Origin of the sequence: Halorussus salinus (assembly GCF_004765815.2) — an archaeon.
Lineage (GTDB): Archaea > Halobacteriota > Halobacteria > Halobacteriales > Haladaptataceae > Halorussus > Halorussus salinus.
In genome coordinates this window covers 304,178-326,637 of sequence record NZ_ML974127.1, presented here as the reverse complement: position 1 = coordinate 326,637, position 22,460 = coordinate 304,178, and the positions used below count along the sequence as shown (strand labels likewise).

General features: G+C 65.1%; 19 protein-coding genes and 1 tRNA gene. 7 read left to right on the top strand and 13 right to left on the bottom strand.

From position 1 onward, the window contains the following. The first annotated feature begins 11 nt into the window (after positions 1-11). Positions 12-1,460 carry an LVIVD repeat-containing protein gene (locus tag EPL00_RS01570; protein WP_135852157.1) on the top strand — a complete coding sequence of 483 codons (1,449 nt, stop codon included), beginning with the start codon at positions 12-14 and terminating at the stop codon, positions 1,458-1,460. Between the two features lie 41 nt (positions 1,461-1,501). Beyond that, positions 1,502-1,861, top strand: coding sequence for a NifU family protein (locus tag EPL00_RS01565; RefSeq protein ID WP_135852158.1), 360 nt, complete (start codon positions 1,502-1,504; stop codon positions 1,859-1,861). 100 nt (positions 1,862-1,961) lie between these two features. Here EPL00_RS01565 and EPL00_RS01560 read toward each other — a convergent pair whose 3' ends face one another. From EPL00_RS01560 to EPL00_RS01510, 11 genes are all read right to left on the bottom strand, one after another. Continuing rightward, a complete protein-coding gene (locus EPL00_RS01560) occupies positions 1,962-2,357 on the bottom strand; it encodes a DUF5611 family protein (protein WP_135852159.1) in 396 nt (131 codons plus the stop codon). 88 nt (positions 2,358-2,445) lie between these two features. Next, the gene (locus EPL00_RS01555) at positions 2,446-3,540 is read right to left on the bottom strand and encodes a DUF7093 family protein (RefSeq protein WP_135852160.1); all 1,095 of its coding nucleotides are present in this window, start codon (positions 3,538-3,540) and stop codon (positions 2,446-2,448) included. An 88-nt stretch (positions 3,541-3,628) separates the two neighbouring features. Next, positions 3,629-7,057: an ATP-dependent helicase gene (locus EPL00_RS01550; RefSeq protein ID WP_135852161.1), complete on the bottom strand. Its 3,429-nt coding sequence runs from the start codon at positions 7,055-7,057 to the stop codon at positions 3,629-3,631. Continuing rightward, positions 7,054-8,037 (bottom strand): PD-(D/E)XK nuclease family protein, encoded by a 984-nt coding sequence (locus EPL00_RS01545; protein WP_135852162.1) that lies wholly within the window; start codon positions 8,035-8,037, stop codon positions 7,054-7,056. The genes EPL00_RS01550 and EPL00_RS01545 overlap by 4 nt, the downstream gene beginning before the upstream one ends. Next, a complete protein-coding gene (locus tag EPL00_RS01540; protein ID WP_135852163.1) occupies positions 8,037-10,253 on the bottom strand; it encodes a PD-(D/E)XK nuclease family protein in 2,217 nt (738 codons plus the stop codon). The genes EPL00_RS01545 and EPL00_RS01540 overlap by 1 nt, the downstream gene beginning before the upstream one ends. 230 nt (positions 10,254-10,483) lie before the next feature. Then, positions 10,484-10,555 (bottom strand) — tRNA-Ala (locus tag EPL00_RS01535). 97 nt (positions 10,556-10,652) lie between these two features. Continuing rightward, positions 10,653-11,276, bottom strand: coding sequence for a rhomboid family intramembrane serine protease (locus EPL00_RS01530; RefSeq protein WP_202932520.1), 624 nt, complete (start codon positions 11,274-11,276; stop codon positions 10,653-10,655). A 228-nt stretch (positions 11,277-11,504) separates the two neighbouring features. Then, complete coding sequence (gene rpsJ / locus EPL00_RS01525) at positions 11,505-11,813, bottom strand: 30S ribosomal protein S10 (protein WP_135852164.1); 309 nt, start codon at positions 11,811-11,813, stop codon at positions 11,505-11,507. A gap of 3 nt (positions 11,814-11,816) precedes the next feature. Then, the gene (gene tuf, locus EPL00_RS01520) at positions 11,817-13,085 is read right to left on the bottom strand and encodes a translation elongation factor EF-1 subunit alpha (protein WP_135852165.1); all 1,269 of its coding nucleotides are present in this window, start codon (positions 13,083-13,085) and stop codon (positions 11,817-11,819) included. Between the two features lie 201 nt (positions 13,086-13,286). Further along, entirely contained in the window at positions 13,287-14,231 is a 945-nt protein-coding gene (locus EPL00_RS01515; protein WP_135852166.1) for a homoserine dehydrogenase, read from the bottom strand. Next, a complete protein-coding gene (locus tag EPL00_RS01510; protein ID WP_135852167.1) occupies positions 14,228-14,770 on the bottom strand; it encodes an amino acid-binding protein in 543 nt (180 codons plus the stop codon). The genes EPL00_RS01515 and EPL00_RS01510 overlap by 4 nt, the downstream gene beginning before the upstream one ends. Before the next feature lie 526 nt (positions 14,771-15,296). Between EPL00_RS01510 and EPL00_RS01505 the strand changes: the two genes are divergently transcribed. Then, positions 15,297-15,971: a solute carrier organic anion transporter gene (locus EPL00_RS01505; protein WP_135852168.1), complete on the top strand. Its 675-nt coding sequence runs from the start codon at positions 15,297-15,299 to the stop codon at positions 15,969-15,971. 348 nt (positions 15,972-16,319) lie between these two features. Here the strand turns inward: EPL00_RS01505 and EPL00_RS01500 are convergent, their stop codons facing one another. Continuing rightward, positions 16,320-18,506, bottom strand: a complete 2,187-nt coding sequence (locus EPL00_RS01500) for an elongation factor EF-2 (protein ID WP_135852169.1) — start codon at positions 18,504-18,506, stop codon at positions 16,320-16,322. Positions 18,507-18,706: 200 nt separating this feature from the next. Here EPL00_RS01500 and EPL00_RS01495 point away from each other — a divergent pair, with 200 nt between their 5' ends. Further along, the gene (locus EPL00_RS01495; RefSeq protein ID WP_135852170.1) at positions 18,707-19,477 is read left to right on the top strand and encodes a DUF5781 family protein; all 771 of its coding nucleotides are present in this window, start codon (positions 18,707-18,709) and stop codon (positions 19,475-19,477) included. Between the two features lie 11 nt (positions 19,478-19,488). Here EPL00_RS01495 and EPL00_RS01490 read toward each other — a convergent pair whose 3' ends face one another. Beyond that, on the bottom strand, positions 19,489-19,713 hold the full coding sequence (locus EPL00_RS01490) for a hypothetical protein (RefSeq protein ID WP_135852171.1): 225 nt from the start codon (positions 19,711-19,713) through the stop codon (positions 19,489-19,491). Between the two features lie 167 nt (positions 19,714-19,880). On the opposite strand from EPL00_RS01490, the gene EPL00_RS01485 reads away from it, so the two are divergent. From EPL00_RS01485 to EPL00_RS01475, 3 genes are all read left to right on the top strand, one after another. After that, positions 19,881-20,210: a cupin domain-containing protein gene (locus tag EPL00_RS01485; protein ID WP_135852172.1), complete on the top strand. Its 330-nt coding sequence runs from the start codon at positions 19,881-19,883 to the stop codon at positions 20,208-20,210. 117 nt (positions 20,211-20,327) lie between these two features. Continuing rightward, positions 20,328-21,266: an ABC transporter permease gene (locus tag EPL00_RS01480; RefSeq protein ID WP_135852173.1), complete on the top strand. Its 939-nt coding sequence runs from the start codon at positions 20,328-20,330 to the stop codon at positions 21,264-21,266. Beyond that, the gene (locus EPL00_RS01475) at positions 21,263-22,456 is read left to right on the top strand and encodes an ABC transporter permease (protein ID WP_135852174.1); all 1,194 of its coding nucleotides are present in this window, start codon (positions 21,263-21,265) and stop codon (positions 22,454-22,456) included. The genes EPL00_RS01480 and EPL00_RS01475 overlap by 4 nt, the downstream gene beginning before the upstream one ends. Positions 22,457-22,460: the final 4 nt, after the last annotated feature.

The window sequence follows — 22,460 nt, the reverse complement described above, 5'->3', positions numbered from 1 at the left end:
TTCGAACGGCCATGCATCGCCGCGAGTTTCTGCGGGGGGTGTCCGGGTCGGTCGCGCTCGCTTCGGTGGGAGTCGGCTCCGCGGCCGAGACGACGACGGCGCATCCGGGTCCCTACCGGCCACTGGGGAGCGTCTCGATAACGAACGCCAAAGAGGGAGTGCCCGGCCCGGACGGGGACTTCGCTTACGTCGCAAAGATGGACGGCTTCGCGGTCGTGGACGTACAGGTTCCCAGCGACCCGCGGGTCGTCGCCGAGCGCACCGGACTGGAGGAGGGCCGCGAGACCGGGCCGCTCCGGATGGTCCAAGACGTGAAAGTCGAGGGCGACCGACTGGTCGCGGCCGGACCCGCGAACCCGATTCGGGGCGAGGTGTTGCAGGGGGTCGCGCTCTTCGACGTGAGCGACCCGACGAACCCCGAGCAGGTCGCGTTCCACGAGACCCAGTTCCCGATTCACAACTGCTTCCTCCGGGACGGTCTCGTCTACCTGACGGGAAACATGGGCGAGACTAACGCGCTCGTGATAGTAGACGCGAGCGACGACAGTCCCGAGGAGGTCGGTCGCTGGTCGCCCGCCGACCGAAACGCGGCGTGGGACGAGGTTCCCACGAGCCTCTGGACCGTCCACGACGTGTGGGTCCAGAACGGCCGGGCGTACATCTCCCACTGGGACGCCGGAACGTATCTCGTGGACGTGAGCGACCCCGCCAGCCCGGAGTTCGTCTCCCGAATCGGCGGTCGGTCGCCGAAGGAACTCCGAAACCTTCCCGAGGAGGCCCGACAGGTCCTGCGACTGCCGGGCAACGACCACTACGCGATGGCCAGCGACGACGGGAATCTGGTGGGCATCAACAAGGAGGCGTGGCAGGTAGACGGCGAGGGTCGTCCGGGCGGCGTCGAACTGTGGGACGTTTCCGACGCGACGGCCCCGACGCGACTCTCGACCATCGCCCCGCCGAAGTCGCCCGGTGCCTACGCCGGGACGTGGACGACCTCCCACAACTTCGACATCGTGGGCGACCGCCTGTTCTCCTCGTGGTATCAGGGCGGCGTGAAGATACACGACATCTCGGACCCCGCGAACCCCGAGCAGTTGGCGTGGTGGCGCGAACCCGACGAGGCCTCCTTCTGGACCGCCAAGCGCGCGACCGAGGGCGTCTTCCTCGCCAGTAGCATGGGTCGGCGTTCGAACGGCAGAGGAGGTCTCTACACCTTCCCGATAGAGGACGGGACCGACAGGCCCCAGAAGGACCCGCCGTCGCTGACGACCGAGGCCGCCGGAGCGACGAGCGAGCAGGCGGCGCTGGCTGGCGGGACCACGACTCGCGGGTCTGACTCCGAATCCGGTTCCGACTCCGATTCCGATGTCGGGGGTTCCGGCGAGGTGCCGGGATTCGGTGTCGGAGCGGCGCTCGCGGCGCTCGTCGGGGCGGGCGCGTGGCGACGCGTCCGGGAGTAAACCCAAAGTCCTACCACCCCTGCATCCCTAACTCTCACACCATGACCGACGACGACTCGCTGAAGGCCCGCGTCGAGCGGTGGTTGACGGGGCAGATGCCCATCATCAGCATGCACGGCGGCGAGAGCGCCGTCCAGAAGGCCGACCCCGACAGCGGCGAGGTCGTCGTCGAGTTGGGTGGTGCCTGTTCGGGGTGTGCTATCAGCCCCCGGACCGCACAGAACATCAAACTCGACCTCGCCAAGGACTTCGAGGAGGTCGAAGACGTGACCGTCCGGGTCGCCGAGGACGGCACGAGCGGGTGGGACGTAGACCAACCCGAGAGCGTGATGGGCATCGACCGCAACGAGGGCGGCCGCGGGGGTCGCGGCGAGGGGTCGCCCAACAGCGACCACTTCTGAGACGGCCGGGACTGCTCCCGACACCGATAGCCGGGGCGCTGTTCGGTCCAGTTCGATTCGATTTCGAGAAGGGTAAAAAATGAAACGCGGACCGGCCGGACTACGAGACGCCGTCGGGTTTCTCGGCGTCGTCCTCGACCTGTCGCTTCAGGGAGTCACGGCGCGCTTTGGCGTCGCGGCCCGTCGCCTCCAGCAGGAAGTCGTTCTTCTTGTCCACGGCGTCGGCCGCGGCGTCGGCGTTGCCCTCGGCGATGACTTCTTCGGCGTCGCGCTCCTCGAAGTGGACCGCGAGTTTGTCCTTCTTGCCGCTGTACTCGGCGGCCCCGGCGAGGATGCGGTCGAAGACGGGGTTGTCGGGGTCTTCGACCACGTAGAGTTCGTGGCCGTTGTGTTCCTCGGTGCCCGTGATTTCGCCGAAGTACTCCTCGACTTTCGCCTTCATGTCCGGGATGCGGTCCTCCAGATGTTCGCCGCGTCGCATCTTGTATTCCTTCATGGTAATCTCCCTTTGGACAGGGTGTGGTAAACCCTTTTCGCGTCGTTCTTCCTCTTGAATCCGACGCTTCGCTCCGTGTATCGCGTATTTATTCCTGTGCGATGTAGCCGCGGCCACACTCCGGACAGATGTCGCCCGCCCGGTGCGACGACCCGGCGACCGCCTGCCGATAGTCGCACTCGGGGCAGACGAACTCGGCGTCAACGTCGGGGTCCTCGGACGGTCCGGACATCGACGGTGCCTCCGCACCGGCCGAGATGCCCGACGAGAGTTCGGTCCGGTTCCGGGAGTCGTCTTTCGACTGGAGCGCGTCGCCCTCGGCGTTGACGAACTCCACCTCGTCGGACTCGTCGTCGTCCACCTCCGGGGCGGACTCGGGGGTCAGTCCGCCGCCGAACTGCACGTCGGCGTCGCCCGAATCGCCGGGTTCGGCGTCGTACCCCTCGTCGGGGTCCTCCCGCCCGACGGCGGGCCACTCGCCGGGACCGTCGTCGGCTTCGGCGGGATGGGTCGTCTCGGCCTCGGGCCACTCGCCGGGCGTGCGCTCCGACGACTCGGCGGCCCCGTCGGCGTCGGCATCGTCGTCCAAGATGACGCCGTCGTCGTCGGCCGCCGATGGTCCCTCGTCCGAGTCATCGTCGGCAGGCGGGGAAGCGTCCGCCGAGGAGTCCGCGGCGTCGGAATCCGCTGTCGCGTTCGATGCGCTCTCGGACGCCCCCGCCTCCGCCGAGGAGCCACCGGACGCCGTCGAGTCGCCGAGAATCTCGGCGTCGTCCTCGCCAGCGGCCGCGGTGACCTCCGCGTCGGTGGCCGCGCCGGTCTCGACGCCGACGGTCGCCTCGGAGCCGCCGGTCGGTGTCGCGTCGGAGCCTCCGGCCGTCGCCGTGCCGGTTCCGGCGTCTTGTCCCGCGCTGGCCTCGGCAGTGGTTTGTCCACCGGACTCGCTGGACTCCCCGGACTGGGAGGCCATCCCGGCGTCGGACTCGGCCGTTTCGAGGTCGGGGGCGGGCGACTGAATCGCGGTGACCTCCTTGTTCTCGGTGATGGTCTTGCGCTCGCCGCACCGCTCGCACTCCTCGAACTCCCGGACCGTGACCACGACCTCGCTTCCCTGCTCCTCGCGTTCCCGTTCTATCTCTGCCTCCCCGAAGCTGTGGCCGAGGAGCGAACACCTGAGACTCATTGTGCTTTTCCTTACGTTCATCCGTGGTAAACCCTGTGTTTCGGCGTATGACGGGTGTCAGACGCCGAGGTCCACGGACCGACCGCGCTCAGTCCACGAGGAACTCGCCGTCGTAGGCGAACTCGTCGGCCGAGCAACCGAGCGACCGATGCGGACAGTACTCGCAGTGGGCTCCCGGCGTGTAGCTCTCGAACGACGACCCGTCCGCGGCCCGCAGGTCCTCGCGGAGCGTCTCCCACGTCTCGGCCAACTCGTCGGCCGTGAACAGTTGGGTCTCGGGACCAGCCTCGCCGACGTAGACGTACCCGGCGTGGGTCACTTCGTCCTCGAATCGGTCGCAGGCGCGGACGTAGAGTTCGAGTTGGTGACTCTCGGCCAGCGTCTTCCGGTCGTGACTCGTCTTGTAGTCCACGACCGCGAGGCCGCCGTCGGGGTACTCCCGAATCGAGTCGACGTAGCCGGTTATCGCACCGTCCACGTCGGGGACCCCCGTCAGTTCGACGGGGACCTCTGCACCGATGGCCTCCCATCCGGACGCTCGGGTCTCGAAGTAGCGGTCGATGCAATCGAGCGCCGGGTCGAGCGCGCGGGGCAGGTCTTCGCTCCGAGCGAGTCGTCGGCAGGCGGACTTCCACTCGTCGATGCCGTCGTAATCCCGCCAGTAGGCGAGTTCGGCCACGTCGTGGAACAGCGTTCCCACGTCTCGCTGGCGGTGACCAGCCGACTCCGAGTCGGTCCCGGACACCGGGTCGGGGAACGCCCCCACCACGTGGTCGAGGAGGTGCTTGCGCTCGCAGGTTCGGACCGCTTCGAGTGCGGTGTGGCTGTGCTGGCGCGACAGTCCGATGTCGAGTTCCTGCCCGAGCGGCGCGTCGGAGAACTGGGCGGTGTCGGTCTCGCCGTCGGCCAGCGTCCCGGCGACCACCTCGTCGGCGAACTGGAGCGTCGTTTCGAGGGCATCCTCCGTGGATAGCTCCCGCTCGTAGTAGGTGATCTTGCCGGGGTCCTCGTCCACGCCCCTGTTGACGACCTCGGTGTAGTCCCGGACCGCCTCGGGGGTCTCGGCCGCGACGGCGTCGTAGCTGTCCATCAGCGTCTCCCAGACTCTCATCCGCGGGCCTTCCGACGACCAGCGTATCGGCGCGTCGCTCCCCTCGCCAGCGAGGAGGTCGTCTATCGTCGCCGCGGTCGGGTCCTCCTCGGAGACCGAGTTACCGAACAGAAAGAGGTGGTCCTTGGCGCGCGTGATGGCGACGTGGAGGACGCGCCACTCCTCGGCGATTTGGCTCTCGCTGTGGTCGCCCCGGAGCGGGTCGTCCAGTTCGCCCTCGATGTCGTCCACCAGCAGGTCGTAGTTGTGGAGTTTCTCCTGATAGTCGTTGAGTACGAGATGACCGAAGTCCTCCTCGGTGAGGAAGGGCAACAGCACCGTGTCGAAGTCCAACCCCTTGGCCTGATGAATTGTCATAATATCGACGGCGTCGTCGGACTGGGGTCCCGTGCTGGTGGCCGTGTCGTCGCTTCCCGACAGCAGGTGAGCGCGACGTTCCAGATGGGTGAGGAACTCGTCGGTGAGACGCGACTGGACCGGGCTATCGTCGAACGACGAAATCAGTCGTTCGATGTTGTGGAGGGCCTCACGGTCTACGTCGCGCAGGAACCACTCGACGTGCGTCTCTCGTTTGAGGTGCAAGTAGAGTTCCGAAACCGAGTGGGTCGCCGAAATCTCGTCCAGCGTCTCGTAGTCCGCGATGGCCTCCGCGACTGCATCGGGGGCGTCCAGTTCGTCGTCGGTGGTGGCGGCGTACCCCTCGGGAATCGTCTCTCCGGCCCGAGCGAGCGTGTCAACGTCGGTTTTCGGGACTCGATAGAGGTGCAACAGCACGCGTTGCCAACTCACGTCGTCGCCCGGCGACACCAAGATTCGGAGGTACGACAGGACGGTCCGCAATCCCTGACTCAGGTCGTTCGACGTATCGTCCGACAAGGTGTAGGGAATACTGTCGGCGTCGAGTTGCTCGGCGACATCACGGGCCTGTTTGTTTCGCCGGACCAGCACCGCGATGTCCGAGAGGTCCCGGTCGGTCACGTCGTCGAATCGCCCGGTGAGGAGGCTCGAAATCGTCGTGCTGACCTGCTCTTCGGTCTGTTCGGCCTCGCTATCGACTGCGAAGACGTTCGGCGGCGCTGGCTCTCTATCCGACGTGATAGCCTGCTTCTCCCGGCCGATGTTGTTCGTCAGGTCCAAAATCGGCTGGCGCGACCGGAAGTTGAGGTCGAGACCCTGCTCCTCGAAGGAGTTCGGCAGATTCGACATGTTCTCGGGGTCTTGGCCGCGCCACTCGTGAATCGCTTGGTCGCTGTCGCCGACCACCATGATGTCGAGTTCGTCGCGCAACTCCCGAACCAGTTGGAGTTGGGATTCGTCGGTGTCCTGAAATTCGTCGCAGTACACCGCATCCCACTGGCCGAGGATGTCCTCGCGGACTGTCTCGTCTTTGAGAAGCGAGACGGTCTCGTGGATGAGTTCGTCGTAGTCGAAAGCTCCTCGGTCGTCCAAAGCGTCGATGTAGGCGTCGTAAGCGTCCACGAAGGCCCGAGACCGTCGGAGCATGTGGACGAACTCGTGAAGCCGACCCATCGGAGTCTGGGCGACCGAATCGAACATGTTTCGCTCGTCGGCGAACAGCGCCTCGGGGATGCGGAACTCCTGCCAATCGAAGTCCCGACCCGAGCGAAGGTGGTCCGCGACGTTCTCGGCCGTATCCCGCATCGCCCGAAGATGGGCCGCAACGGTCGTGTGAACGCGGTCCGGTCCGTCGAACTGGTTGGCCTTCGCTCCGTACACCCGAGCCAACTGGTCGCACTTCTCGGCAATCTCGTCGTCGTCCCACATGATGTCGTTCGCATCCACATCCACTAAGTCGAAAGCCATCTCTTGCAGGTCTTCGACCAACTTGAGAATTTCCCGCAAATCATCGTCGACTGGGAGATAGTTTCGGATGTCCTCGGGTTCGACCGCTTCCCGACGCATTCGCTCGATGAACGTCTTCAGGTCCGAAATTCCGGTGTTTCGTTCGTCTAAACCACCGGCTAACGGCGGGTCGGGAGAAACGAACGAGAAATCAACCTCGTCGTAGACCGCTTCGATGAGGTTCGGGCGCTCCTCCTTCGTAATCAGGTCGAACTCGGGCGAGACGCCGACGTGATAGGCGTATTCCTGAAGCAACTGGTAGCCAAAGGAGTGGTAGGTGTACACGTCCACCTCGAACGCGTCGTGCGGGCCGAGGATGTCCCGGAGTTTGTCCTGAATCGCGTGAGAGGCCTCGTTAGCGAACGTGAGGACCAGCAACCGACTCGGCGGCGTCCCCCGAGTCTGAATCTCCTTTCGCAGTCGCTCGACCATCGTAGTCGTCTTGCCGGACCCGGCGACGGCCTCTACTTTGTGTTCGCTCCCGGTGGCGTTTATGACGGCGGGTTGGTTTCCTTTCGGGTCGAAACTGCTGTTGTCGGTCATTGTGACTCCTCCGAGGAGGATTCGTGGGATAGCGTTTGGCCGGGCGATTCGTCGGCGGCGCGGTGGCGGTCAGTGAACGAGAGTTCAGATTCGAGGACATCCGGGCAGGCGTTCTGGTAAGCGCAGTACGAACACGACCGGTCGGTTATCTCCTCGAACTGCCAGTCCCGCGGGTCGGTCTCGTCGCCGAGGAGCGCCGCGGCCCGGTCGGCGACCAGTTTATCGAGGTCATCCCGCTCGTCTTGATACGCGCTTCGGAAACGTCGTGATTCGGGATTGACGTGAATCTCGTCTCCGGTCTCGTAGGCGGGGCGACTGTTTTCGAGGAGCGAGATGCAGGCGAAATCGTGCTTCCGAGTCAGGTCGTACTCTGCTGTCAGTCCGCAGATGGCGATTGCGGCCCGGACGAAGCTCCCGATTTGTTGGGGATAGAACTTCTTTTCCTCTATAAAATCTTGAACGTTGTCGTCCTTGTTCCAACTGACGTGTAGGATACCCTGCATCGTCGGTCGGTACTCGATTGCAAGATGGCCGCGGTCGGTTTTTGTCACGGCATCGACAGTGGTTTCGTACCGGATGCCACCACGTTCGTAGCCGAGCGTCACGTCGGCCGCGACTAATCGCTCGCCGTGTTCCTGTCCGTCGCCGTGGAAGTAGGCGTCGATTGCGGCCCCGACGGCCTCCCGGTCGTACCGGGCCTGTTCGGCCACGAGGACCGACGAGTGGGACGACCCCGATAGCTCCGCAAACCGCTCACGGGCAGTCTCGGCGCGCTCGTCGGGAGACTCGGTATCGAGGCGGAGACCCGCGATAATCGAGTCCCGCAACAGTTTCCGGCGATGCTCCTCACGGCGATTGCGGTTCGTCTTCGGCGGCGATAGTGGACGCTCGTGGTCGAACTCGTACTTCCGGGGGCATTCGAGATGGGTGGCGATTTCGGCCGCCGTAACCACGTCGTCGGCAGTCGCGTCGTCGCTCATCACTCACCACCTCCGGTCGCGCCGGGGTTCTCGTCGGGACGAACCGCGCCGCGAGCGAAGTCGAACTGGGTCTTCACCGCCCGCTCGAACCGCGGGTCCACAGTTTCGCTTTCGGCTATCACCTTCTGGATGGCGGCGAGGCGCTCCTCGGCGGATTCGAGTTGGACCTCGCCGCCGGTACTCGCCTCGGCCTGCACTCGTTCGAGTTCGCTCCACGGTTGGGCCAGAATCTCCGTCGAGGCGCTCCCGAGGGTGTGGATGTCCCGGTCGATGCCCGGCCCTTCGACTTCTTCGAGGGTCAGGTCCGGATGCTCGGCGACGGCGTGGAGGTAGCGCGACCGGTGTCGGGGCTTCCCGACCGACCCGCGAGACTGTTCGTAGGTACAGAAGTAGAGTCGCTCGTCGGCGGCGCGGGCACCGATGGCGAGCTGACGGCGGGCGCGTTCGTCGTGGTACCGCTCGAACTCGTTTCCAGCAACGTCGGTGACCGTCGCGTAGGTGTCGATGACTTGCTCCTCGGTCGGTTGTGTTACTGCCGGGTAGCCATCCATCTGAGTTATCCACGTCGTCGGAAACAGCGGCGAAAGCGTCTCGTCGCCGGGGTACTCCGAGTCCACGACGTTGAGGAGGAAGACGGCCTTCCGGGAGTCGTTTTTCACCAGCGCGGTGTCGCCGACGGTGACGCCGCCTTCCGCGACATCGACCTCGGCGGTGTGGGCGTAGGGCGCGTCGTAGGTGATGGCACGTCTGAGCATACCGACAAATTCTGACCAATTGACTTCGAAGAAATCCTGTTCGTCTACGAATTCGGCGATAGAGACGAGACGCGAGACGTTCTGGAACTGCTCGCGGGCGTCGATGTCCGCGCTTTCGGCCGCGATTCGACCCTTGAGGTCGGTCGTGACTATCCAGCGTTTGAGGCTCTGGGCCACCGAGCGCGGGTCGACGCACTCCTCGACGAGTTCGGCGTCCACGTCCGGGACGCGGGCGCGCAGGAGGTCGAGCGCGCGGCGCTCGTCGTCGCTGTGGTATCGGGCGAGCGCGTGGAGTTCGCGGACCGCGAGGTCCTGTTCGAGTCCGCCGACCCCCGCGGCCGCGGTCGGAACCCCGGAGTGACGTAGAATCCGACGGACGCGGGGCATGGGGTCGCCGACCGTCCGGAGCAGGACCGCGAAGTCGCCGTACTCCCAGCCGTGTTCCCGGCGGAGGTACTCGATTTCGTTGGCGACCTCCTCGACCTGCTGGTCTAACGTGGCCGCCTCTATCAGTCGCGCCGTCGCGTCGCCGTCCCAGTCGCCGGTCGCCAGAAACTGCCCGAACGCTCGGCCGACGGTCTCCGAGGCGGCTGTTTCGGCGCTTTCGGACGCCGAGTCGGCTTCTCCCGCGCTTTCGGGCCGCGACGCCGCCGCCGAGCGGTCGGCCGCGGCGTCGTCGTGGCGGACGACGGTGAGTCCGTCGGCGAGTCGTTCGACGCCGCCGGGTTCTTTCTTCACGCGCTCGACGCTGGCCTGCGACTCGGCGACGCAGTGGAGGTCGGCATTCCGAGCGAGCGACGCTAGATACGCCCGGTCTATCGCGGTACACTCCTCGAACTCCGCGACGACTATCGCGTCGAACTCGCGTTCGACCCGCTGGCGGACGCCGGGGCGGTCTAACGCCGCTATCGCTCGGGGAATCGCGTCGGCCTGCTCGATTAGTCCGCGCTGGGCTAGCTTCTCGTGGAAGGCGTCGTTCACGTCCGCCAACTCCCGGAGGTACTCGTCGTACTCGCCGCCCTCGCCGTCGGGCAGGTCGAACCCGCCCTGCCACGCGGCGTCGAGGAGTAACTGCCCCACGTCGCGGCCGAACGAGTCGTGTTGGCTGGCCTCCTCGAAGTACGACGACCAGTTGTACCCGTCGAGGACGCGAGCGAGAAATTCGATGCGCTCCTCGTAGGAGAGGAGGCGCTTGTCGGGGGCGGCCTCGTCGAGGACGGTGGCCGCGTGTCGAGGGAGCGACTTGACGTTCGGGCGAACCGAGAGGTCGGCCGCGTCGCGGAGGCCGGTCGTGAACTCGGCGACGCCGTTCGGGAGGCGCTTGAGGACGAGAACGTCGTGGGGACCGTCGGCCGCGTCGAGGGCCTCGTCGTAGACCGCTCGGACGCGGGCGGCGAGCGACCCGCCGCCGAACGGAAGGACGTGGAGCGTCCCGTCGGGTTGGGATGGTTGCAGTGACATGCTGGTCGGTATAATCCGGGCATTGCTCCACCATCGTAAATAGATGTTCGTACTCGCGTGCCAGCGACGGGACGACCGAGGAGGGGCGTGGATTTTGTCGGGACTCCTCGGTCGTCGTCGTTACGCCGCGAAAATCTCGTGGACTCGCTGGGACTGAGCAAACGCGGTTTATTTGCGACGGTCAGCGAGTCCACGACCGACTGACCGAGTGAAACGAGGGAAGGAGAAAGTGGACTCGCTGGGATTTGAACCCAGGGCCTCTTCCTTGCGAAGGAAGCGATCTACCGCTGATCTACGAGCCCGCGAATGCAATAGTTCGTAGCGTGTCCACTTATTAGAAGCTTATGTTTCGACGCGGGCGTGGTGGTGAGTGTTCCCCACGGTCTCGCGTCGGACTTCTCACGCGCGCAGGAGTCGGGCGCGCCCGGCCGCCGCGCCGAGCGCGAATCCGGTGAAGTGCGCAACCAGCGCGACGCCCGGCGAGGCGGTGAACAACGTCACGGCTCCGGCCAGCACGAGGAGCAACGCCACCCGTGCCCGGCCACCCAGCGGGAGCCGACCGAGGACCGCGTCGGTGACCGGGTTCCCAGCCAGCAGATACCCCAACAAGCCGAAAACGGCACCGCTCGCACCGAGGACCATGCTCCCGCGACCGAAGACGCCCGTAACCGCGACCTGCGCGAGTCCGGCGAGCATGCCGACCGACGCGAAGAACAGGTGAAATCGCACCGTCGTCGTCACGCGTTCGACCGCCAGCCCGACCAGCACGAGGACCACCGCGTTCGAGACGAGGTGGCCGACGCCCGCGTGGGCGTAGACGCTCACCAGCAGCGTCCACGGCTTGGCCGAGACCGAGGGGCCGAGCGCGAACAGGCCGATAGCGAGTCCGCGGGAGACGACGCCGACCACCGACTGGACCGCGAAGACGGCGAGGAACGCCACGAGCGTCTGGACCGTCGGACTCCCGCCGAGCCAGCCCGAGTCGTGGCGGGCCTCCTCGGGGTCGCCGTACCGGTAGCTCACGGCCGACGCCCTCCCGTCCGGCGAGACCGGCCGCTGATCGGTACTGCGACACCACTCGTGACTGCTTGGCTCGGCCGTCGCACGCACGTCCGTACGTCCGGCGCGGTCAAAAAGACCGGGGAGCGTCGCGCGTGCGCGGCTATCGAAAGCGAAGAAATGGAAAAGTTTCCGCCGGTCGAACGGCGGGGTCGAGTGCGAACCCTCGAACTGACAGGACCGGAACGGCCCTCAGTCCTCGAGGACGATCTCGATGCTCACGTCGTTCGGAACCTGAATCCGCATGAGCTGTCGGAGCGCGCGTTCGTCGGCGTCGATGTCGATGAGACGCTTGTGGACGCGCATCTCCCAGTGTTCCCACGTCGCGGTCCCCTCACCGTCGGGGGACTTGCGGGTGGGCACTTCCAGCGTCTTGGTCGGAAGCGGGATGGGTCCCGAGAGCGAAACGCCGGTCTTGTTGGCGATTTCGCGGACATCGTCGCAGATGTCGCCTAAGTCTTCGGGACTGGTTCCCGCCAGTCGGACGCGTGCTTGCTGCATGCGTTAGGGCTCGTTGACGCTGAGGACCTTGCCAGCCGCGATGGTCTGACCCATGTCACGGATGGCGAAGCTGCCGAGTTCCGGAATCTCGGACGACGGCTCGATGCTGAGCGGCTTCTGCGGTCGGACCGTGACGACCGCGGCGTCGCCGGACTGGATGAAGTCGGGGTTCTCCTCGGCGACTTCGCCCGAGGAGGGGTCCATCTTCTTGTCGATGGACTCGATGGTACACGCGACCTGTGCCGTGTGGGCGTGGAAGACCGGCGTGTAACCGTCCGTGATGACGCTCGGGTGCTGCATCACGACGATCTGAGCCTGGAACGTCTCGGCGACCGACGGCGGGTCGTCGGCGGGGCCACAAACGTCGCCACGGCGGATGTCGTCCTTACCGATGCCGCGGACGTTGAATCCGACGTTGTCACCGGGTTCGGCCTGCGGCACCTCTTCGTGGTGCATCTCGATGGTCTTGACTTCGCCGCCCACGTCGCTGGGCTGGAAGCTGACGTTGTCGCCGGTGTTCAGCAGACCCGTCTCGATACGTCCGACGGGGACGGTACCGATGCCGGAGATGGTGTACACGTCCTGAATCGGGAGGCGCAGGTCGGCCTCCGTCGGCGGCTCGGGCTCTTCGAGACCGTTGAGGGCCTCGAGGAGGATTTCGCCGTCGTACCAGTCGGTGTTCTCCGACTCCTCGGCGATGTTGTCGCCCTCGAAGGCGGAAATCGGGATGAAGCTCGCGTCCTCGGTGCCGAACTGGACCTGGTTCAGCAGGTCCTCGACCTCGGAGACGACCTCCTTGTACTTGGACTCCTCGTAGTCGACGATGTCCATCTTGTTGACGCCGATGATGAGTTCGTTGATACCGAGGGTACGAGCCAGGAAGACGTGCTCCTGAGTCTGGGGCGCGACACCGTCGTCGGCCGCGACGACGAGGACCGCGTTGTCGGCCTGCGAGGCGCCCGTAATCATGTTCTTCACGAAGTCGCGGTGGCCCGGACAGTCGACGATTGTGAAGTAGTAATCGTCGGTGTCGAACTCCTGATGGGCGATGTCGATGGTGACACCGCGCTCGCGCTCTTCGGCGAGGTTGTCCATGACGTAGGCGAACTCGAAGCCGCCCTTGCCCTTCTCCTCGGCCTCTTCTTTGTGCTGTTCGATGACGTGCTCGGGTACGCTCCCCGTCTCGTAGAGGAGTCGCCCGACCAGCGTACTCTTCCCGTGGTCAACGTGGCCGATGATGGCCAAGTTCTGGTGCGGTTTGTCTTCGCTCATTTGTATCTCACGCGCAGACGCGCTCTGTCGCTATCTTTTGGCAGAAGCAGTTAAAACCATTTCGATACGCTATGCTGGCGACCCCGACGCCGTCCCGCGTTTATTGCTAGACTGTCTCACGATTCCGGCCAAGCGACCGGAATTCGAGCGGAGCTACGTCGTCGCCTCGAACTGGAACGGTCACTTCTCGGAGGAGTTCGGTCAATTCCCGAGCCGGTTCACGTCCGCGAGGACCGCGGTCGCGGTCTCCGGACCGCCCGCGCCCCGACCGCTCAAGTTGAGTCGGCCTGCGTGGTCGGTCTCCAGTTGGACGATGTTGCGCGTACCCGAGACCGCCAGTGTGCCGTTCTCGGGGACGAGTCGCGGGCCGACGCGGACGCCCTCGGGCGTCGCCTCGCCGATGAGTCGGACGGTCCGACCGTCCTCGCCCGCGAGTTCGAGCGCGTTGCCCGGCAGGTCCGCGATGCCTTCGACCTCGGCGTCGTCGAGCGAGTACTCTCGATTCCCGAGGACGTTCGCCAGAATGACGCACTTGAGCGCCGCGTCGGTCCCGTTCACGTCGAAGGAGGGGTCGGCCTCGGCGACGCCGAGGTCTTGGGCCTCCGCGAGGACGTGTTCGTAGCCCAACCCTTCGGCGGCCATCCGCGAGAGGACGAAGTTCGCGGTCCCGTTGAGAACCCCGCGCGCGGCCGAGATGGTGTCCGGGCCGTAGCTCTCGACGGTCGAGAGGACCGGAATCGCGCCGCCAACCGTCGCCTCGAACCGGACCCGGCCGTCGCTGTCGCGCTCCAGTTCCCGGAGGTCGGCGTAGCGTTCGGCGACCGGTCCCTTGTTCGCCAGCACGACGTGGCGGTCGGCTTCGAGTGCCGCGCGCACGTGCCCGAATCCGGGTTCGGCGTCGCCGAGCGTCGTCGGCGTCGCCTCGACCAACACGTCGTACTCGGCGTCGAGGGCGTCCTCGGGCGCGGCCGACCCGACGCGGCCCTCCTCGTCTTTCCCGGCCAGCGCGGCCGCCACGTCGATGCCGTCGGCGTCCACCGCGGCGCTGGACGAGTCGGCCAGCGCCGTAATTTCGTGACCGTACTCGCCCGCGAGGTCCGCGACCGACCGGCCGACCGCACCCGCGCCGAGGACTGCCAACTTCATGCGGAACCCTCCAGTTCGGTCAGGGGTTCGACCACGCGCAACTCCTTGCTGTCAGCGATTTCGCGGACCGCGCCGACGACCTCGCTAGTCGCACCGGTCTCGGCCGCCAGTCGGAGGCGGGCGCTCGCTACCTCGCTGGTGCCGCCGGGTGCCGACAGCGACACGTCCGAGACGGAGGCGTCGGCCTTCGATTCGATGGACGAGAGCGTATCCGAGAGGTCGCTCTCGATAACGTCGCCGACGAGAAGCACCGTGACCTCCTCGCCGTAGCGTTCCGCGCCCGCCTGAATCACGTTGACGCCCGCTTCTCGGAGTCCCGAGACGATGGCGTCGAAGCGGTCGGGCGGACACTCCAGATCGACCTCGACGGGGATGTGGCCCCGCGGGGTGAGCGACCCGCGCTCGTGGAACACCGAGAGCAGGTTGCCGCCGTTGGCCGCGATGGGTTCGAGCGCACCCAACAGTTCGCCGGGTTCGTCGATTAGTTCGAGTCGGACCGTGTAGGCCCGCGGGTCGGTAGCGCTCGTGTCGTCGCTCATCGTTACTCGTTGTCTCACTCGCGGGCGAGCATAAGGCTTCAGGCGTTCCCAAATAGTGCGGCCACTGCTTCGGCAGGATAGTGGTATTAGACGACGATGATAAATGCGACACGGTACAACGAAATATTTCAACCTTTATATTATTAATATAGCTAATTTTATTTAAATCCACTGTCAGTCTCTCTACCTGTAGACGAACACTGACTACTCATTTTTGTGAGTATCGAGAAGTAGACGCGAACGAGCGGACCACCTGTCCGGGCAGTAACACAAGGGTCGTTCTCCGCTAGCACCGAGAACCGACGTGGGCGAATGATGTTTCTGTCTAGACCGCGCGCGTGAACTAGGAGCGAAAGGAATCAGTGAGCGGAGTCATCAACAGAATCCGGTGCGACATCGGTCGCCGAGGATAGTACGGAACTTCTGGTGAGTCCGCGCGCCGCCAGATTTTATACCCAGTATACACAAACCATATAAAGTATCTAAGTATTAAATTTTAATTGTTAGTAGTAATATTTCCAACTGCATGGAAGAAAACACCAACCTTAATCGGCGAACCGTGCTTCAAGGAATCGGTGCAGGTGCGGCTACTACGATGGGAGTCTCCGGAGCGGCCGCGGCCGACAACGGTCTCCGTCAGAAGGAGATCGAGCGTGCCGTCGAGGACTATCGAGACGGCATGCTTGTGGAAAACATCTTTGCCAACCACGCGGATGTCCTCGAGAAGACCATCGAAATCGACGAGATCGAACTTCCCAGCACCTCGGTTGGCGAACTGAACGTCGGTCTGGCGTCGGACGCCGAGGGTGACGTTGAAGCGCGAAACGTTCACACGTCGTTCAACGCTCGACGCGTTGACGGCGAGGCCACGCCGGAGATTCACTACCAGCTACCGACCGAGGGCGGTATGCTCAACGTCGTCGTCCTGCCTGAACTTGACGACCGGTACGCGATCTTCGATCCGGAAGAGGGAGATCTGAAGGAGATCGAGGGGCCGAGCATCCAAGGTAGCTGTGGCGGCTGTCCGAACAACAAAGAGTGTCAGTGTAGCTACGAGTGTGTCAGCTGTTCGTGTGGCTACCCCGGTTGTCCCTCGTGTGGGGCCTGTGACAGCTGTAGCGTCTGTTCACCGCAGTATCGAGAAGTGTGCAGTTGTAACTGCGTCAGTTGCGGGCTGAACTGCGTCTTCCAGTGTCCCTAATGCGAACGCCGACAACCTGAGACGGAAGCGGCCGCCGGTCTCGTCCGACCGGTCGTGGTGACCGACTACTCGTCCACTTTTATCGTCCGAGTACTCGGGCCCCGTTTGGTCCCTATCGAAAGCATCGCCCAGATGCTCGCAACGATGCAAAACCACAGAAACGCGACGACGGCGACCCACAGGAGGGTGACGAGCGAGAGCATGACAGGGCGAGTAAACGTGTGGTAACGAGTGCCTTCGTTATACGCCTCCTAAATCGGACTCAGGCGGTGCCAGAATCGTCCCCGAGTCGGTACTGAGCGCGGCGAAAACGAGAGAAATCCGCAGAGTCGGGAGACCGCAGGGTGCTTAGAAGTAGTCGATAGCTTCGGGCAGTTCGAGCTTCATGCCCTTGCGCTCGCGAATCTCCATGATGGTCTCGGTCTGGAGGTTGTCGGCCATGACCTCGAAGCCTGCGTTCTCGGTGTTCCACGACGCGCGGCCCTCGGTGGCGCTCCGGATGTCCGAGGAGAACCCGATCATCTCGTCGACGGGCGCGATGCCCTCAACGACCATGAGGTCGCCCTCTTGGTACATGTCGTCGACGCGGCCGCGGCGACCCTGAATCTCGCCGGAGGCGGCACCCATGTACTCGTTGGGCACGTCGATGCGCACGTCCTGCATCGGCTCCATCAGCGCGACCTTACCCTGCACGAGGGCGTTGTGGACCGCGTTGCGGACCGCGGGGATGACCTGCGCGGGACCGCGGTGGATGGTGTCCTCGTGGAGCTTGGCGTCTTCGAGTCGCAGGAGCGTCCCCTGCACGGGTTCGCCAGCGAGCGGGCCGTCGTCGAGCGCCTCTTCGAGGCCCTCGATGACGAGTTCCATCGTCTCGTTGAGGTGCTGGATACCCTTCGTGTCGTCGATGAGGATGTTGGTCCCGTGGATGTGTTCGACGTTCTGCGAGAGGTCCTTGTCCATGCCCGCTTCCTGAAGCGCCTCACGGCGCTCCTGCTCGGGCATGTCCATCGACACGTCGCCGAGCTTGATCTTCTCGGTAATCTCCTCGGAGAGCGGTCGGGCTTCGAGGTAGAACCGGTTGTGGCGGTTCGGCGAGATGCCCTCGATGACTTGGGTCGGCTCCCGGATGGCTTCGCGGAAGACGACGATGGGTTCACCCGTGTTGACCGGGATACCCTGATTGCGCTCGATGCGCTGGGTGATGACTTCGAGGTGAAGCTCACCCTGCCCGGAGATGAGGTGTTCGCCGGTGTCCTCGTTGATTTCGATCTGGATGGTCGGGTCCTCTTTGGAGACCTGTCGGAGCGTCTCGATGAGCTTCGGCAGGTCGTCCATGTTCTTGGCCTCGACGGACTTCGTGATGACCGGCTCGGAGATGTGTTCGATGGACTCGAACGGCGTCATCTCGACGCTGGACACCGTGGAACCGGCGATGGCGTCCTTGAGGCCGGTGACGGCCGCGATGTTTCCGGCCGGGACGCGCTCGACCTCCTCGCGCTCGCCGCCCATGTAGATCCCGACGCTCTGGACGCGGTTCTTGCCCGCAGTCCCGGAGACGTAGAGTTCTTGGCCCTTCTCCAGCGTGCCGGAGAAGACGCGGCCCGCGGCGATCTCGCCAGCGTGGGGGTCGATACCGATGTCGGTGACCATCAGGACGACTTCGCCGTCCTCGTCTACCAGACGCATCCCCTCGGCGAGGTCGGACTCGTCGTCACCGCGCCAGACGCGCGGGATACGACGGGGCTGGGCGTCGATAGGGTTCGGGAAGTGCTCACAGACCATGTCGAGCACAACGTCCGAGAGCGGCGTCCGCTCGTGGAGCTCTTGGCGCTTGTCGGCGCGTTCGAGGTCCATGATGTCGCCGAAGTCCATGCCGGTGCGCTGCATCGAGGGCATCGAGACGCCCCACTTGTAGAGAGCGGAACCGAAGCCGACGGTGCCGTCTTCGACGGAGACGGTCCAGTCGTCAACGTCGTCCATGTCTTCGGTCATGCCGCGAATCAGCTCGTTCACGTCGTCGATGACGTTGAGGAGACGACGCTGCATCTCCTCGGGACCTTCCTGAAGCTCGGAGATGAGTCGGTCGACCTTGTTGATGAAGAGGGTCGGCTTGACGCCCTCGCGGAGCGCCTGTCGCAGGACGGTCTCGGTCTGGGGCATCGCGCCCTCGACCGCGTCCACGACCACGAGCGCGCCGTCGACGGCGCGCATCGCTCGGGTCACGTCGCCACCGAAGTCGACGTGGCCCGGCGTGTCGATGAGGTTGATGAGGTGGTTGGTGTCCTCGTACTCGTGAGTCATGGAGACGTTCGCGGCGTCGATGGTGATACCGCGTTCCTGCTCGTCCTCCTCGGTGTCCATCATGAGCTGGGTGGCTTCGCCTTGGTCGGCGATCATGCCTGCACCAGCGAGGAGGTTGTCGGTCAGCGTGGTCTTACCGTGGTCGACGTGTGCGGCGATAGCGATGTTCCGGATGTTCTCCGGTTTGTCCATCAGTCGCTCGCACTGTTCGACGATCTTCTTTCGTCTTCCCATTATGGGTCTTCTACCCGAAGGAAGTTGAAAAGCGTAGTGTTTCGCCGCGAGCGACCGCGTGAGCCATTCGCATGGCGAGATTGGCTGAATTAAACCGGTCTTCGGCGGTGCCTGAAAACTCCTCGACGGTCCACAGGCACCGGCAACTCGCCGCAACCAACGCAAGAGTCATACCGGTCGAAGCCTTGTCACAGATACGCATGGAGGTTCACGTCCACGGTCCCGGTCCGGCCGCGCCCTTCCTCCGCGCCCGCGACATCTTCGAGACCGAACACGACCTCGACTCGCCAGTTCACGTCCACGTCCGGGAGAACCCCGACGAACGGACGTGGACTTCACACCCCGACGACCACGTCTTGAACATCTCCCGGCAGGCCGCGACCAGCGCGATGGCCCCGGAACTCGCGCTCCACGAGTTCGCGCACATGGCTCGCCACGAGGAGGCCCACCCGTCCCACACCCAATCGACCGAGGAGGTTCTGTTCCTCGCGCTGTCGGGCAAGTCGGTCGAGCGCAGGCTAGTCGCTCACTGCTACCAGATAGCCAACCACATGAAGGACATCTACGCCGACGACATCACGTTGCGGGTCGGCCCGACCGACAAACTGGTCTCGTTCCTCGAATCCGAACTCGCCGCGGCGGTCGCCGACCGGCCCGGAGACGCCCGAGACGGCCAGACGGGCGGTCGGGACGGACTCCGCATCACCAGCACGGCCGACCCCGAGATTACGGCGGTCAACGCCGCGTTCGCGCTCGCGCTGGTCGAGCGCCACGACCTCGTGGACTCGGACCACCGACTCTACGACCTCGCGCACGCGGCCGCGAACGACGCCCCCGAGGTCAGCCTCTCGGCGTTCAAACACCGGTTCAAGTCGCTCGGGCCGGACCCCGACGAGAGCGAGTACCGGCGCTCGCTGGTCGAGGCGACCCGCGAGTACGCGGTCGGCGGCGGGGAGAAAGCGGCAGATTAGTCGGCGGCGACCTACGCCAACTCGGCCAGCGCGAGGAGAACGCTGGGCGCGACCAGCAGGACGACGCCGACGACCATCAGGGCCGCCGGGAGGACGAGTAACTCCATCCCGCCGACCAGCCAGAGGCCGAGTCCGCCCAGCAGGGCGAACAGTCCGACCAGTCGGAGTAGCCACGTCACGACACCTTCGAGTCCGGAGTCCGCGACGAGGTCCACGACTTCGAGTACTTCGTCCATGGCATCGGCGTCTGCAAACGCCAGCCACTTCAAAGATGTGGTGAAAACGGCAGTTTCAGGCTCGAAAGCTGGCGGCCGCTCCGCGAAGGAACGCGGGAGGGACCGAAACCCCGGAAATCTCCGCTCCATCGCCAACACTGAACACTCCTCGCGTCGTACTACCGTCGATGTCTTACAGTAAGGTCGATTCGCGCGACGTAGAACCGATAGCCGAGGGGATGCGCTTTCTCCGCGACCCGCTGGACTGCGAGAAGTTGGGCGTGACGATACTCGACGCCGACCCCGGCTGGACCGGCAAGGAACACGACCACGCCGAGGAGGGCCACGAAGAGGTCTACGTCCTCCTCGAGGGGTCGGCCACCGTCACGGTAGACGGCGAGGAGGTGGCACTGGAGTCGGGCGAGGCCCTCCGGATTCCCGCCGGGGCGACCCGCCAGATTCACAACGGCGACACCGAGAGCCGGTTCGTGCTGGTCGGAGCGTCCGGCGACGAGTGAGGCGGCCGCGACTGGGAAATTTTATGTCGGTAGCGTGTCCAGTCCACGCTATCGTGCGAGTGAGTAACGAACGGTGGTCGGGAACGAGACACATCCCGACCGGCCCTCCCGTCGGTGATGCTCGTGAATAGGCGACGGTATCTCGTCTACCGACTAGCGTGGACGGTCGTCGGCGCGTGGGGCGCGCTCACGGCTATCTTCCTCGCGTACGCGCTCACGCCCGACCCCGGCCAGTACACGCTCAGCGGCGGGAGCGAGGCCTACCGGGCGGCGCGCAACTACGACGAACCGCTCTTGGACCGCTATCTCTCGTGGGTGGAGAGTCTGGTGACCCTCGACCTCGGTTCGACCGTCCGAGGCGAACCCATCGCTGGCGTCCTCGCCGACGCGAGTACGGTGACGCTCCTGTATCTCGTCCCGGCCGTCGTTCTGGCGGTCGCTATCGGCGTCGGCGTCGGGACCTACGTGGCGATGAATCCCGAGAGCCGACTCCTCCGGGCGGTCAAGGGTGCGTCGTATCTGGGCTTCGCCGTGCCGACGTTCGTCGCGGCGGAGGCGCTGTTCATCTTCGCCGAGGAGGGCCTGCGGTGGTACAACTTCAGCTACGAACCCGAGATGGCGGTGTTCACGGGACGGAACCTCGGGGCCTTGGTCCTGCCGGGACTGGTCCTCACGGTCAACCTGCTGGCGGTCCAGTTGCGCTACGCCCAGTCGGAGTCGGTCGAAATCCTACAGGCGGACTTCGTACGGACGCTCCGGGCGACCGGCGCGGACACGACCGACTTCGCGCGCCACGTCTTGAAGAACGCCGCCTCGTCGCTACTGTCGCTGTTTTTCTCCGAACTCGTCGGCGTGATGTTCGTCGTGGTCGTGGTCGTGGAGGTCATCTTCGGGATTCCGGGCTTCGGGACGCTCCTGTACGAGGGCATCGAGAACCGCGACGCCGGGGTCCTCCTCGCGACGACTATCTTCCCCATCCTGCTGGTGCTGTTGGGCAACCTCCTGCAGGACGTGGCCTACGCCTACATCGACCCGCGCGTGGAGGCGGAGAGATGAGCCGACCGACCGTGACCGACGCGGAACTCGCCGACGCCGACGGCGGGCGGTCAGGACTCGCCCGGCGCGACTGGGCGTTCCTCGTGGTTCTCGCCCTCCTCGTCGCGGCCTTCCTCGCGGACTGGCGCGGCGTCTATCCGGCCGACCGACTCGTCTTCGGAGCGAACCTGAAGGGACTCGACTGGCTGTCGCTGTACGCCGCCGACGTGCTGGGCTTTTACGTCTGCCTCCCGCTGGCGACCGACCGCGAGCGGACCGTCGGCTACCTCCGACGCATCCGGGAGAATCGACTGGCGACCGCGAGTCTCGGTCTCCTCGTCGCGTTCTTGCTTGTCGGACTCGTCGGCCCGCTCGTCTTCCGACCGGACCAAGCCGTCTTCGGCCAGACCGGCGGGTACGGCGTGCCCATCGGCCAGCCGCCGGTCGGGGTCGAAGTACTCCGGAGCGGCTACTGCCTCGGCCCGAGAGTGGACGGGTTCTGTCACGGGACGTGGAAACACCCGCTCGGGACGACCCCCGGCGGCAAGGACGTGTTCGGGATGATAGTCGCCGGGTCGCGGGTCGCGCTCCAGATTTCGGCGGTCTGCGTCGCCTTGGTCGTCCCGCTGGCGACGGCGGTCGGCACCGTCGCCGCGACTTACGGCGGGCGAGTGGACGAGGTTCTGATGCGGTACGTGGACCTCCAGCAGTCGATTCCCGCGTTCTTCGTCATCATCCTCGCCCAGCAGGCGCTCGGGTTCGTCAACGAGACCTACGGCGGGAGCCTGTTGCTCATCGTCCTCGTGTTCGGCCTGCTGAACTGGGGCGGCGTCGCGCGCATCGTTCGGTCCGAGGCGCTCCAGTTGCAGGAACAGGTGTACGTGCAGGCCGCCCGGAGCGCGGGCGCGAGTACCTTCGAGGTCGCCCGCAAGCACGTCGTGCCGAACACGCTCAACGCGGTGTTCACCGCGTTGACGGTCCAAATCGGGTGGCTCCTCCTGTTGGAAGCCTCGCTATCGTTCCTCGGCATCGGGTCGGCGAGCCACCCCTCGTGGGGGTACGTGCTGACGACCAGCGTGCGAAACGACTTCTTCCCGACGTTCTACTGGTGGGGCGCGCTGTTCCCCACGCTCGCGCTCGGCGCAGTCGTCGTCGCGTTCCAGACGCTCGGCGACGCGCTCCGTGACGTGACCGACCCGCGAGCGGAGTGATGAG